The organism is Enterobacter sp. H2G27 (assembly GCF_054403075.1).
Map to the genome: position 1 here is coordinate 3,555,233 of NZ_JBSVSI010000001.1, position 12,545 is coordinate 3,567,777.

Consider the following 12,545-nt stretch of genomic DNA (forward strand, 5'->3'; position numbering starts at 1 on the left):
AAAGGCAGGCCAACATGTCAGACAACACGTATCAGCCACCCAAAGTGTGGGAATGGAAAAAGAACAACGGCGGCGCGTTCGCCAACATTAACCGTCCGATTTCCGGAGCAACGCATGAGAAAGATCTGCCCGTGGGCTCCCACCCGCTGCAGCTTTACTCTCTCGGGACACCGAACGGCCAGAAAGTGACGATCATGCTCGAAGAGCTGCTGGCGCTGGGCGTGACGGGCGCGGAGTACGACGCGTGGTTGATCCGCATCGGCGAGGGCGATCAGTTCTCCAGCGGCTTCGTTGAGGTGAACCCGAACTCGAAAATACCGGCGCTGCGTGACCACTCCACGAACCCGCCAACCCGTGTCTTTGAATCCGGCAATATCCTGCTCTACCTGGCAGAGAAATTCGGCCACTTCCTGCCGAAAGATCCGGCGAGGCGCACCGAGACGCTGAACTGGCTGTTCTGGCTGCAGGGCGCGGCGCCGTTCCTCGGCGGCGGTTTTGGCCACTTCTACAACTACGCGCCGGTAAAAATTGAGTACGCCATTGACCGCTTTACCATGGAAGCCAAACGCCTGTTCGACGTGCTGGATAAACAGCTGGCGCGTGGTCGCTACGTGGCGGGTGAGGAGTACACCATCGCGGATATGGCAATCTGGCCATGGTTCGGCTGCGTGGCGCTGGGCAGCGTGTACAACGCCGCCGAGTTCCTGGATGCAGAGAAGTACACCAACGTCCAGCGCTGGGCGAAAGACGTGGCGAATCGCCATGCCGTTAAGCGCGGACGTATCGTTAACCGCACCAGCGGCGAGCTGAACGAGCAGCTCCACGAGCGCCATGCGGCGAGCGACTTCGAGACCAATACGGAAGATAAGCGTCAGGCGTAATGTTCCGCCGGGCGGATCCCCGCCCGGCAGCTGAGATCCTTGCCCAGGGCATGATTAGCTTAAAGGTTGAACCGGTATTGCTGGCACTATCTGGACGTTTTTCTCGCGTCAGAGAGTGAGAAATGACGTATCAACCGACAGCAGTCACAAAGGATCTGTTATGAAACTTATTAAAACAACGCTGGTTATCAGCGCCCTCATTTTCTCCACCTCGGGAATGGCCATCGACAAAACTGCAGCTGGCGCGGTAGCAGGCGCGGCGATTGGCGCGGCCACTGGCAAAGATCTGAAATCGACCGTTGGCGGCGCCGTTGTTGGCGCAGGCACGGGTGCTATGTTCAAAAACGGCGGCAAAGGTAAAGCCGCGCGTAAAGGCGGTGCGGTAGGTGCTGCCGTGGGCGCAGGTGCCGCGGCGGTGACCGGCAAGAGCGTGCTGAAAGGTGCAGCCGTTGGTGCGGGCACGGGTGCGCTGATTGGTGAGGCGACGCACTGATACATACAGCCGGGCAGCGCTGCGTTTGCCCGGTATTAATCACATCCCCGATGACGCTTTCCGCTTATTGTCCGTGTCTCATTCCTAATATTTTTCATTACCACATTAATACTTAATATCCCGCGCTTTTTGCCGTCCGGCCTGTTTCATCTGACGTTTATCCTGGCGGCAGTCGTGATTACTCTGGTTATTGTTCGCCACGCAGGTCTGCTTCACCTGCCGTGACGCGTCGCGGGTTTCCTGCCTGACATCACGCGCCACGCGCCGTTCCTGCGCCTGTTGGGTCGCATCGGCAAAAACCGAGAACATCATCAGAAAAATGAAAGAGAGAACAGGGATGAGAGATAACGATCTGTTCATAGCAACACCTCACAGAAGAGAGCCCAGAACGTCAGGGGGTTAGCAAAAGAATAGCAGTTTCAACGCGAGCTAAATGGGGAAGGCGTTAATAATACAAGGCCGCATCCGGCGGCCTTGTAACGTTGCGTTATGCCGTCAGGCGGAACTTTTGCACCGAGCGCTGAAGCTCTTCGGTCTGACGCTCCAGCGCCGCCGCCGCCGCGGAAACTTCTTCAACCAGCGAGGCGTTTTGCTGGGTAACGCCGTCCATCTGGGTAATGGCAATCCCGACCTGCGAAATGCCCTTGCTTTGCTCCTCAGAGGCGGAAGCGATTTGCTTCATAATGGTCGTCACTTCCGTCACGTCCCGCAGAATCGCATCCATGGTGGTGCCGGTGTCGCCCACCAGCTTCGCCCCCTGCTCTACGCGGGACACGGAGTCGGTAATCAGCCCTTCAATCTCTTTTGCCGCGTTGGCGCTGCGGCTTGCCAGGTTGCGAACTTCTCCTGCCACTACCGCGAAACCACGCCCCTGTTCACCCGCGCGCGCCGCTTCAACCGCCGCATTGAGCGCCAGAATATTGGTCTGGAAGGCAATGCTGTTGATAACGTTAGTGATTTCAGCGATTTTCTTCGAGCTTTCCGAAATACCGCTCATGGTGGTCACCACCTCTTCCACCAGCGAACCGCCGCGGCTGGCGGTAGTTGAGGCCACATCGGCCAGCTGGCTGGCCTGACGCGCGCTTTCCGCATTTAGTTTCACCGTGGCGGTCAGCTGTTCCATGCTGGCTGCCGTCTCTTCCAGCGCAGCCGCCTGCTCTTCGGTACGGGAAGAGAGATCGTTGTTACCGCTGGAGATTTCCGTCGCGCCGCGCCAGATATTTTCACTGCCGGAGCGGATCGTGCTGACCGCTTCGCGCAGGCTGTCCTGCATGGCGCTCAGCAGCGGCACCAGCTGGCCCACGCAGTTGCGGCCGAACGGCTCAATGGGCTGGCTGAGATCGCCCTGGGCAATCTGGCGGAACTGCTGGCGAATGCGATCCAGCGGTTTGACCAGCATCGCCACCAGGTAACGGTCGGTGAAGAGCAGGATCAGCAGGCCGATAATCGTGGCAACGATAATCACCGTGCGGGTCATGCTTGTCAGGCCGTCCACCACCACGCGGGTGCTGTCGAGCGACTTCGCGGCGGCATTGTTGAACTCCTCAGCGGCCGCACCAAACGCGCGGCTCAGCGGCGGCGTGACGTTGTTGGCCTGCTGGCGATACCCCTCCAGAGCCCCCTGCTTCGCCTGCTGCATTTGCGGCGTTACGCCCTGTTCAAGCAGCGCCTGCCAGGTGCCAATCACCCTGGAAGAGATCTGCTCATCCATCGGGCCTGGGGAGATCGCCTTCATCTCGGCCAGTTTCTTGCCCATGTTATCCAGCGCCTGTTGGGCAGAGGACAGATCCGGCGTGCCGCCTGCGGCTTTGACTTCCATTGCGCGGCTCAGACGGGTCACAAAGCGGAAATATTGATCGTTACCCTGGCTGAGTACCGTCATCTGTTTAACCAGCTGGCGATCGACTTCGTTGCCGTCTGAAACGCGAGAAAGGGACCAGGTGCTGTACAAGCCAACACCCGCCCACATTAAACAAAAGATCCCGAGAATCGTCAGCATGACGAAGCGGATCGTGAAATTACGGAGCATATTCATAAGTCTTCCTTGCCGTGAGGGTGAGTTCGCCCAGAGGCGAGTACTACTCTCGTTATCGGCAGGAAAGAGGGAAATTATAACGTTTTGTGATCATTTTTAATTAGCGTGGCTTCACTGGTCACACAGCAGTTGTTAACCATCAGGCCCGAGCTTAGTGATGTAATTTGTGATGTGATAAGTTCAGAATGAAAACGTTGTTTCGAAAATTTCATCAATAAGAAAGGAGACATCATGTCCTGGCACCCTTACCCCGGCCGCTATGAGAATATGCAATACCGTTATTGCGGCAAAAGTGGCCTGCGCCTGCCCGCGCTGTCGCTGGGACTGTGGCATAGCTTCGGCCACGTCCAGCCTCTTGATGCCCAACGCGCGCTGCTGCGAAAAGCCTTCGACCTCGGCATCACTCATTTCGATCTTGCCAATAACTACGGACCACCGCCGGGTAGCGCGGAAGAAAATTTCGGCCGCCTGCTGCAGGAAGATTTTGCCGCATACCGCGACGAACTGATTATCTCCACCAAGGCGGGTTATGACATGTGGCCTGGGCCTTACGGTTCCGGCGGTTCACGCAAATATCTGCTCGCCAGCCTCGACCAGAGCCTGAAGCGTCTGGGCGTCGAGTACGTCGATATTTTCTACTCCCACCGCGTGGATGAAAACACCCCGATGGAAGAGACGGCATCCGCGCTGGCCCATGCCGTGCAGAGCGGAAAAGCGCTGTATGTGGGGATTTCCTCCTACTCGACAGATCGCACACAAAAAATGGCCGAGCTGCTGCGCGAGTGGAAGATCCCCCTGCTGATCCATCAGCCGTCCTATAACCTGCTTAACCGCTGGGTCGATAAGACCGGCTTGCTGGATGCGCTGGAAGCAAACGGTACGGGCTGTATTGCCTTCACCCCGCTGGCGCAGGGGCTGCTGACCGGGAAATACCTGAACGGTATCCCTGAAGGATCACGCATGCAGCGCGAAGGGAATAAAGTGCGCGGCCTGACGCAAAAGATGCTCACCGACGCCAACCTGAGCAGCCTTCGCCTGCTGAATGAGATGGCGCAGGCGCGCGGACAAACCATGGCGCAGATGGCGTTGAGCTGGCTGCTGAAAGATGCGCGCGTGACGTCCGTGCTGATTGGCGCAAGCCGCCCGGAACAGCTGGAAGAGAATGTACAGGCGCTGGAAAACCTGCGCTTTACGGAGGACGAACTCAAGCGGATTGACCAGCATGTTGCGGATGGGGAGTTGAATCTGTGGCAGGCGTCGTCTGATAAATAATGCCGCACCGAGCAGTCCCCTCTCCCCTTTGGGGAGAGGGTTAGGGTGAGGGGTAAGGCGTACTTTACTTCTTACTGATCTTATCCAGATACCCCATCACAAACGCAGACAGCACAAACGTCAGATGGATAATGACGTACCACATCAGTTTGTTATCCGGCACGTTCTTCGCGTCCATAAATACGCGTAGCAGGTGGATAGAAGAGATCGCCACAATCGACGCGGCCACTTTATTCTTCAGCGACGAGGCATCCATTTTGCCCAGCCAGCTGAGCTTCTCTTTACGCTCGTCGATATCAAGCTGGGAGACGAAATTCTCGTAGCCGGAGAACATCACCATCACCAGCAGCCCACCCACCAGGGTCATATCCACCAGCGAGAGCAGAACCAGAATCAAATCCGCTTCGGCAATGGAAAAGATATTCGGCAGAACGTGCAGGATTTCCTGAAAGAACTTAATCGTCAGCGCGATAAGCGCCAGCGAAAGGCCAAAATAGACGGGGGCCAGTATCCAGCGAGAGGCGTACATGGCATTTTCAAAAAAGCGTTCCATAGAGTCCTGTTTGCAAAAGAAACCAGCGCCCAGTATATCTCAACGGCGCTGACTGTTTGCAATAACTCAACGGTACGTCACTCAGACGTTGTCTGGATTAACTTCCGGACGTGCGTACTCCGGCCAGACAAGCGCCACCAGTTCAGGATAGGCTTCCAGACTGAACTCGCGAAAACACTGCCGCAAATTCAATACGTCCAGATCGGAATAAGATACCTTTTCTCCGTTAAGACAGCGCTTTTTGATATTGTCATAATATTTATAGACTGCTGAATTCAGATCGCTACAGCGACGCTGCGCCTCAAACAGTCCGGGCGTGTCATTAATTTCCGACATTTTCATGCGCTTAATTGTCGCATGTAAAAAGTCGATATATTCGTGGTTCACCCGCCAGTACCAGACAGGCGTAACGGAGTTCATCAATACAGAGAAATGGTCTTCACCTTCCTCTTTTGTCATCAGTTCAGGTTGTGGGGGCTCACTGGCGTCTTTCGACACTTTCGTTTTATTGAACTCTTGCATCAATAAAAGCACACCAGCGGTCAATAATAGTAATGTGATGACCGTAAAAAAGATGCTGTTCATGGGTAGGCTCCATTTTTTTTGATTTTAAATTTGCCTCATGATATTGTCAACGAATCTCACGCCTTTACCAACCCCACCCTGTTGAAATTAAAGGAAATTAAAAATGCTGCCCGACTATCTCGTCCCGGCTAAGTACCACATTACGCCTGTGGAACAGCAACCGACGGAAGCAGAAAAAGAGGCCAGTTTCACTCAGGGGAAAAGAAAGCTCTCTGATTTCGAGCCCGATATATTAATTGGTGTTTCCCGAACTGGCAAATCGCGAAATATGTTGCTGGAAGAGCACGATCGTCATATAAAAGACCGCTTATTTCGCGCTATAAAAATTGAAGCCTTTGTCCACCTGCTGAATGACCTGCAGGCCGAGGGAGAAATAGATGCCCAGAAACTAAGTCAAATAATAGCCGAGAAAACCGAAGAAATTAATGAAGCGGGCAATGAAATTTGGCTTAATTTAATTACGCGCGAAAAAAACAACCCAATTTTTTATAGCCTGGGGGAAGATTAACGTGAAAGAAGTTAAAAATAACGACGTTTATTTGACTTTAGATGATAAAAAAAGTGATGAATTTATCTTAAAGCAAAATCTCGACGCACTACGAAACACAAAAAATGACGAGATGACGCGCATTACACAAGACCTGGTATCGATCCCGGCGACGCTGGTGCGGCTTAAATGGCAGAATCGCCGTGAAATTTATCCGCTGCAGGTCAAAGAAGAAATTTACGGTGCCGTGATGAATGCCATCATTGAACAGCGGCCAGAGCTGAAAGAGAAGCTTCTGGGGCGCCTCGAGGCCAATTATCAGTATCTGCTCGCCAGAGAAATCGCCACCCTGCGTCTGACGCGCAAGCTGTCAGACGGTGAGTACCGTACCTCAAACGTCACCTGCGTTGCGCTTGATGAGGACGCGCTGGCAAATCCTTCTGCCGCACCAACGAATAACAAAAGCGCATAACCGACAGGCATAAAAAAAGCCGGCTTTCGCCAGCTTCTTTATCACTTCGAGGCCGCCTTTTCTTCGCCGACCAGTCCAATCTTCAGGTAACCCGCCTGATGCAGCGTGTCCATTACCTTCATCATGGTTTCATAATCAACGGTTTTATCCGCACGGAAGAAGACCGTAGTGTCTTTCTTTCCGCCCGTAAGCTGCTCCAGCGCCGGGATGACTGAGTCGGCCGTCACCGGGTCGTTCCCGAGGAACATGGATTTATCCGCTTTCACCGACAGGTAAATAGGCTTCTCCGGGCGCGGCTGGGGCTGGCTGGAAGATGCCGGCAGATTCACCTTCACATCCACCGTCGCCAGCGGTGCAGCTACCATGAAGATAATCAGCAGAACCAGCATGACGTCGATAAACGGCGTCACGTTGATTTCATGCATTTCGCCGTTATCGTCCAGATTTTCGTTTAGACGCATCGCCATACTATTAACCTGCGCGCAGTTTAGACGCCGCATGCACCGGCTTAACCGAGCTGGCATTCAGATCGAGATCGCGACTTTGCAGCAGCAGAACCTGCGCGGCAACGTCTCCAAGAGTCGCTTTATAGCTGCCAATCATACGCGCGAAGATATTATAGATGACCACCGCCGGGATAGCGGCAACCAGACCGATTGCTGTCGCCAGCAGCGCTTCTGCGATACCCGGCGCCACGACCGCCAGGTTGGTAGTTTGGGTCTGCGCGATACCGATAAAGCTATTCATGATGCCCCAGACCGTGCCGAAAAGACCGATGAACGGTGAGATCGCGCCGATGGTAGCCAGATAACCATTGCCGCGCCCCATGTGTCGGCCAACGGCCGCAACGCGGCGCTCCAGGCGGAAACCGGTACGCTCTTTGATGCCTTCGTTATCTTCACTGCCTGCGGAGAGTTCCAGCTCGTTCTGCGCTTCATTCACGAGCAGGGTAGTCAGGCTTTTCGCGTGGAAAGATGAGGTCATATCTGAAGCCTGATCCAGAGAGCGGGCTTCAGCCAGCTGCTGCTGTTCCCGCTTCAGGCGACGCTTCTGCGAAAGCAACTCGGCACTTTTGCTGAAGAAGATAGCCCAGGTGACAACGGACGCCAGAATCAGGCCGATCATCACAATCTTAACCACGATGTCAGCATGCTGATACATGCCCCAAACGGAGAGATCCGTCTGCATCAAATTATTACCCACTCTGTATCTCCAGGACGCAAATCACAAAATCTGAGCGTAATAATATCAAAACGTCGTCGAATTGATAGTAGTTCTCATTAGTATTTGCATGGTGCCGTAATTTTCGCTCACTTTCCTTGCGCTTACGCAGTAAAAATTTCTTATGCGGTTTTTTGCTAATATTTTCTGCTTATTCGATAAGCCTCGGGGTGCAGTTTTTTCCAATCGTGGTAGTCTGGACGTCCAGACGTATAAAAACAGGGTTAGCGAACATGACAAAGAAGCATCTTGATACCACGCTGGTACAGGCAGGACGCAGCAAAAAATATACTCAGGGATCGGTCAACAGCGTGATTCAACGAGCCTCCTCGCTGGTGTTTGACACCGTTGAGGAGAAAAAAAACGCCACGCGTAACCGCGCGAAAGGCGGGCTGTTTTATGGCCGTCGCGGCACGCTAACCCATTTTTCTCTGCAGGAAGCGATGTGCGAGCTGGAAGGCGGCGCGGGCTGTGCGCTCTTCCCGTGCGGGGCGGCGGCGGTCGCCAACACCATTCTGGCGTTTGTGGAACAGGGCGACCATATCCTGATGACCAACACCGCCTATGAACCCAGCCAGGACTTCTGCACCAAAATCCTCAGCAAACTCGGGGTAACGACCGGCTGGTTCGACCCGCTGATTGGTGAAGGCATTGCCGAACTTATTCAGCCAAACACGCGCATTGTGTTCCTGGAATCTCCGGGGTCGCTCACCATGGAAGTTCACGACGTGCCGGCTATCGTGAAGGCCGTACGCAGCAAAGCGCCAGAGGCGATCGTTATGATTGACAACACCTGGGCGGCAGGCGTGCTGTTCAAAGCGCTGGAATTCGACATTGATATTTCGATTCAGGCGGCAACGAAATACCTGATAGGCCACTCTGACGGCATGATTGGTACTGCGGTCTCCAACTCGCGCTGCTGGGATCAGCTGCGTGAAAATGCCTACCTGATGGGCCAGATGGTGGATGCCGACACGGCCTACATGACCAGCCGCGGTATCCGCACGCTGGGCGTTCGTCTGCGTCAGCACCATGAAAGCAGCCTGAAGGTCGCCGAATGGCTGGCGCAGCATCCGCTGGTTGAGCGCGTGAATCATCCCGCATTACCGGGTAGTAAAGGCCATGAGTTCTGGCAACGTGACTTTACGGGCAGCAGCGGGTTGTTCTCATTCGTACTGAAAAAGCGGCTGAATAACGACGAACTGGCGAGCTATCTGGATAATTTTACCCTTTTCAGCATGGCCTACTCCTGGGGCGGTTTTGAATCCTTGATCCTAGCTAACCAGCCGGAACAGATCGCGGCCCTTCGCCCCGGGGGTGAAGTAGACTTCAGCGGTACCCTGATACGACTGCATATCGGTTTAGAAAATGTTGACGATCTGATTGCCGATTTAGCAGCAGGGTTCGAGCGTATCGTGTAGAGTGCTGGCTGAAAATGTACTCTCTGGACGCTTTTGTGGACACGGCAATGAGAAAAGTCTGCATGAGTTGCGCCCGGGATCAAACCCGACGGGCGAATAAGGGAGTACAATAGCGCTATATCTGCTGTTCCACAGGAAAGTCCATGGCTGTTATTCAAGATATTATCGCGGCGCTCTGGCAACACGACTTTGCCGCGCTGGCGGATCCTCACGTCGTCGGTATCGTTTACCTCGTGATGTTCGCAACTCTGTTTCTGGAAAATGGATTACTGCCAGCCTCGTTTTTACCCGGTGATAGCCTGCTTTTACTTGCCGGGGCGTTAATCGGGAAAGGCGTCATGGACTTCACGCCAACGATGGTTATTCTCACCTCCGCAGCCAGCCTGGGCTGCTGGCTGAGCTATCTTCAGGGCCGCTGGCTCGGGAATACCCGCGTCGTAAAAGGCTGGCTGGCGCAGTTACCGCATAAATATCATCAGCGTGCGACCTGCATGTTCGATCGCCACGGCCTGCTGGCATTGCTGGCGGGGCGTTTCCTGGCGTTTGTTCGCACCCTTCTGCCGACGATGGCGGGCATTTCCGGTCTGTCGAACCGCCGCTTCCAGTTCTTCAACTGGCTGAGCGCCCTGCTGTGGGTGGGTGTAGTCACCACGCTTGGCTATGCGCTGAATATGATCCCTTTTGTGAAACACCACGAAGATCAGGTGATGACCTTCCTGATGGTGCTGCCGATGTTCCTGCTGGTGGCGGGTCTGGTGGGAACCATCGCGGTGGTGATTAAGAAGAAGTACTGCAGCGCATAATTCAACAAAGCCGGGTGGCGCTGTCGCTTACCCGGCCTGTGTTTCACCTCAGGCTCCCTGCATCGTTCTGATACGTGACGCATCCTCTCCCGGCGTGACGCCGAAATAGCGCTTAAACTCCCGACTGAACTGCGACGCACTTTCATAGCCCACCCGCATCGCCGCCGCGCTGGCCTTCATGCCGTCGTGGATCATCAACATCCGCGCCTTATGCAGCCGGTAGGTTTTGAGGTACTGCAGCGGAGAGGTGCTGGTCACCGACTTAAAGTTATGGTGAAACGCCGAAACGCTCATATTGGCTTCCGCCGCCAGCTGGTCGACGCTGAGGTTTTCCGTGTACTGGCTTTCGATACGCTTGAGCACGCGGCTTATCAGGCTGAAGTGGGTCTGTCGGCTCACCAGAGCAAGTAACGCGCCGCCGCCCGGGCCCAGCAGCACGTGGTAGAGAATCTCGCGGACGATCTGCTTGCCCAGAATACGCGCGTCCAGCGGCCTCTCCATTACGTCCAGCAGACGCTCAATGGCGCAGAGGATCTCTTCAGACAGCGTCGCCGAATTAATCCCGCTCGAGGCCATCGAAGGCTGGAAGAGTTCATCTTCGCCAATCTCCATCAGCAGCTCCTGCAGCTGGAGGATGTCGACATTGACGCGAATACCCGCCAGCGGAACCGCCTCCGTCGCGAAGGTTTCACATTCAAAGGGTAAAGGTACCGTCAGGAGAAGATATTCATTGGTGTCGTAGCGGAACACGCGCTCGTTGATATAGCCAATTTTATGGCCTGAAAAGAGAAAAACGATGCCCGGCTGGTACATGACCGGCGTGCGCGTCCCCGGCTGCGTGCCATAGAGCAGGCGAATATCCGGCAGCAGATCGCTGGCACGATTCTCATTATCTATCAATCTCTTAATCTTCACAGTGAGCTGCTGGCAGATAGCCTCACGGTTCATCTTGCGTTACTCCGGGTACGGTTTTCGACGCTAACAGTGTGCGTCGTTTTCCGCGCTTTCTCCAGCGCTTTGTAGAAATGGGCAAGACATCGGCAGGAATGTGCATTGAGGGGATAGCCCCGGACGGCCACAATGTGCAGCATCAGGTCGCCCTCTGCGCACCACGGTTTTTCACCCACTAAAGGGAACGAGCAATGAACAACTTTAATCTTCACACCCCAACCCGCATTCTGTTTGGTAAAGACGCTATCGCTGACCTGCGCGCGCAGATCCCTGCTGACGCCCGCGTACTGATCACCTACGGTGGCGGCAGCGTGAAAAAAACCGGCGTACTGGATCAGGTTTATAGCGCGCTGGACGATCTGGACGTGCGTGAGTTCGGCGGTATCGAACCAAACCCGTCTTACGAAACGCTGATGAACGCGGTGAAAATCGCCCGCGAAGAAAACGTCACCTTCCTGCTGGCCGTCGGCGGCGGCTCCGTACTGGACGGCACCAAATTCATCGCTGCGGCAGCGCACTACGCTGACGGCATCGATCCGTGGCACATTCTGGAAACCCGCGGCAGCGACATTAAAAGCGCCATCCCGATGGGCTCCGTGCTGACCCTGCCAGCCACCGGTTCTGAATCCAACAAGGGCGCGGTGATCTCCCGTAAAACCACCGGTGACAAGCAGGCCTTCATGAACGAACACGTTCAGCCTGTGTTCGCTATCCTGGACCCGGTTTACACCTACACCCTGCCTGCGCGTCAGGTGGCGAACGGCGTGGTCGATGCCTTTGTTCATACCGTTGAGCAGTACGTCACGTACCCGGTGAATGCCAAAATTCAGGATCGCTTCGCGGAAGGCATTCTTCTGACGCTGATTGAAGAAGGTCCGAAAGCGCTGAAAGAGCCTGAAAACTACGACGTTCGTGCCAACGTGATGTGGGCCGCCACACAGGCGCTGAATGGCCTGATCGGCGCTGGCGTGCCGCAGGACTGGGCGACCCACATGCTGGGCCACGAGCTGACGGCGATGCACGGTCTGGACCACGCGCAAACGCTGGCCGTTGTGCTGCCTGCGCTGTGGAACGAAAAGCGGGACACCAAACGCGCCAAGCTGCTGCAGTACGCTGAGCGCGTGTGGAACATCACCGAGGGTTCTGACGACGCGCGCATTGATGCCGCCATCGAAGCGACCCGCAGCTTCTTTGAAGGTCTGGGCGTGCCAACGCGTCTGTCCGGCTACGGGCTGGACGGCAGCTCCATCCCTGCCCTGCTGGCGAAACTCGAAGAGCACGGCATGACCCATCTGGGCGAGCACGGCGACATCACCCTGGACGTCAGCCGTCGTATTTACGAGGCGGCACGCTAAGCGTTTTTGTCCCCCC

General features: G+C 55.2%; 15 protein-coding genes. 8 read left to right on the forward strand and 7 right to left on the reverse strand.

All coding sequences use genetic code 11. The annotated features are described in order from the left end of the window. The first annotated feature begins 14 nt into the window (after positions 1–14). On the forward strand, positions 15–881 hold the full coding sequence (gene yghU, locus ACW9E7_RS16790; protein ID WP_458728125.1) for a glutathione-dependent disulfide-bond oxidoreductase: 867 nt from the start codon (positions 15–17) through the stop codon (positions 879–881). Positions 882–1,041: 160 nt separating this feature from the next. Then, positions 1,042–1,374 carry a hypothetical protein gene (locus ACW9E7_RS16795; RefSeq protein ID WP_029740720.1) on the forward strand — a complete coding sequence of 111 codons (333 nt, stop codon included), beginning with the start codon at positions 1,042–1,044 and terminating at the stop codon, positions 1,372–1,374. Positions 1,375–1,479: 105 nt separating this feature from the next. Here the strand turns inward: ACW9E7_RS16795 and ACW9E7_RS16800 are convergent, their stop codons facing one another. Together ACW9E7_RS16800 and ACW9E7_RS16805 are read right to left on the reverse strand one after the other, a co-directional pair. Next, positions 1,480–1,734 carry a hypothetical protein gene (locus ACW9E7_RS16800; protein ID WP_115876271.1) on the reverse strand — a complete coding sequence of 85 codons (255 nt, stop codon included), beginning with the start codon at positions 1,732–1,734 and terminating at the stop codon, positions 1,480–1,482. Between the two features lie 127 nt (positions 1,735–1,861). Then, the gene (locus ACW9E7_RS16805; protein WP_127732308.1) at positions 1,862–3,409 is read right to left on the reverse strand and encodes a methyl-accepting chemotaxis protein; all 1,548 of its coding nucleotides are present in this window, start codon (positions 3,407–3,409) and stop codon (positions 1,862–1,864) included. 231 nt (positions 3,410–3,640) lie between these two features. Here ACW9E7_RS16805 and ACW9E7_RS16810 point away from each other — a divergent pair, with 231 nt between their 5' ends. Further along, the gene (locus ACW9E7_RS16810; protein ID WP_133295141.1) at positions 3,641–4,681 is read left to right on the forward strand and encodes an aldo/keto reductase; all 1,041 of its coding nucleotides are present in this window, start codon (positions 3,641–3,643) and stop codon (positions 4,679–4,681) included. A 64-nt stretch (positions 4,682–4,745) separates the two neighbouring features. On the opposite strand, the gene ACW9E7_RS16815 is transcribed toward ACW9E7_RS16810, so the two are convergent. Further along, positions 4,746–5,234: a TIGR00645 family protein gene (locus ACW9E7_RS16815; protein WP_008499805.1), complete on the reverse strand. Its 489-nt coding sequence runs from the start codon at positions 5,232–5,234 to the stop codon at positions 4,746–4,748. Between the two features lie 81 nt (positions 5,235–5,315). After that, positions 5,316–5,819, reverse strand: coding sequence for an ESA_00282 family adhesion-associated protein (locus tag ACW9E7_RS16820; RefSeq protein ID WP_111963268.1), 504 nt, complete (start codon positions 5,817–5,819; stop codon positions 5,316–5,318). 103 nt (positions 5,820–5,922) lie between these two features. Here ACW9E7_RS16820 and ACW9E7_RS16825 point away from each other — a divergent pair, with 103 nt between their 5' ends. Further along, on the forward strand, positions 5,923–6,327 hold the full coding sequence (locus ACW9E7_RS16825) for a hypothetical protein (RefSeq protein WP_032659974.1): 405 nt from the start codon (positions 5,923–5,925) through the stop codon (positions 6,325–6,327). Position 6,328: 1 nt separating this feature from the next. Continuing rightward, complete coding sequence (locus ACW9E7_RS16830; protein WP_143345546.1) at positions 6,329–6,778, forward strand: cytoplasmic protein; 450 nt, start codon at positions 6,329–6,331, stop codon at positions 6,776–6,778. A gap of 41 nt (positions 6,779–6,819) precedes the next feature. Here the strand turns inward: ACW9E7_RS16830 and exbD are convergent, their stop codons facing one another. Together exbD and exbB are read right to left on the reverse strand one after the other, a co-directional pair. Then, positions 6,820–7,245 carry a TonB system transport protein ExbD gene (gene exbD / locus ACW9E7_RS16835; RefSeq protein ID WP_023309173.1) on the reverse strand — a complete coding sequence of 142 codons (426 nt, stop codon included), beginning with the start codon at positions 7,243–7,245 and terminating at the stop codon, positions 6,820–6,822. Between the two features lie 4 nt (positions 7,246–7,249). Continuing rightward, positions 7,250–7,981, reverse strand: a complete 732-nt coding sequence (gene exbB, locus ACW9E7_RS16840; RefSeq protein ID WP_023333405.1) for a tol-pal system-associated acyl-CoA thioesterase — start codon at positions 7,979–7,981, stop codon at positions 7,250–7,252. A gap of 251 nt (positions 7,982–8,232) precedes the next feature. Between exbB and metC the strand changes: the two genes are divergently transcribed. Continuing rightward, complete coding sequence (gene metC / locus ACW9E7_RS16845) at positions 8,233–9,420, forward strand: cystathionine beta-lyase (RefSeq protein WP_458728126.1); 1,188 nt, start codon at positions 8,233–8,235, stop codon at positions 9,418–9,420. A 143-nt stretch (positions 9,421–9,563) separates the two neighbouring features. Continuing rightward, the gene (gene yghB / locus ACW9E7_RS16850; protein WP_023309176.1) at positions 9,564–10,223 is read left to right on the forward strand and encodes a DedA family general envelope maintenance protein YghB; all 660 of its coding nucleotides are present in this window, start codon (positions 9,564–9,566) and stop codon (positions 10,221–10,223) included. Positions 10,224–10,271: 48 nt separating this feature from the next. Here yghB and ACW9E7_RS16855 read toward each other — a convergent pair whose 3' ends face one another. After that, positions 10,272–11,171 (reverse strand): AraC family transcriptional regulator, encoded by a 900-nt coding sequence (locus ACW9E7_RS16855; protein WP_325795033.1) that lies wholly within the window; start codon positions 11,169–11,171, stop codon positions 10,272–10,274. Between the two features lie 194 nt (positions 11,172–11,365). Here ACW9E7_RS16855 and yqhD point away from each other — a divergent pair, with 194 nt between their 5' ends. Then, complete coding sequence (yqhD, locus tag ACW9E7_RS16860; RefSeq protein WP_458728127.1) at positions 11,366–12,529, forward strand: alcohol dehydrogenase; 1,164 nt, start codon at positions 11,366–11,368, stop codon at positions 12,527–12,529. The last annotated feature ends 16 nt before the right edge of the window (positions 12,530–12,545 follow it).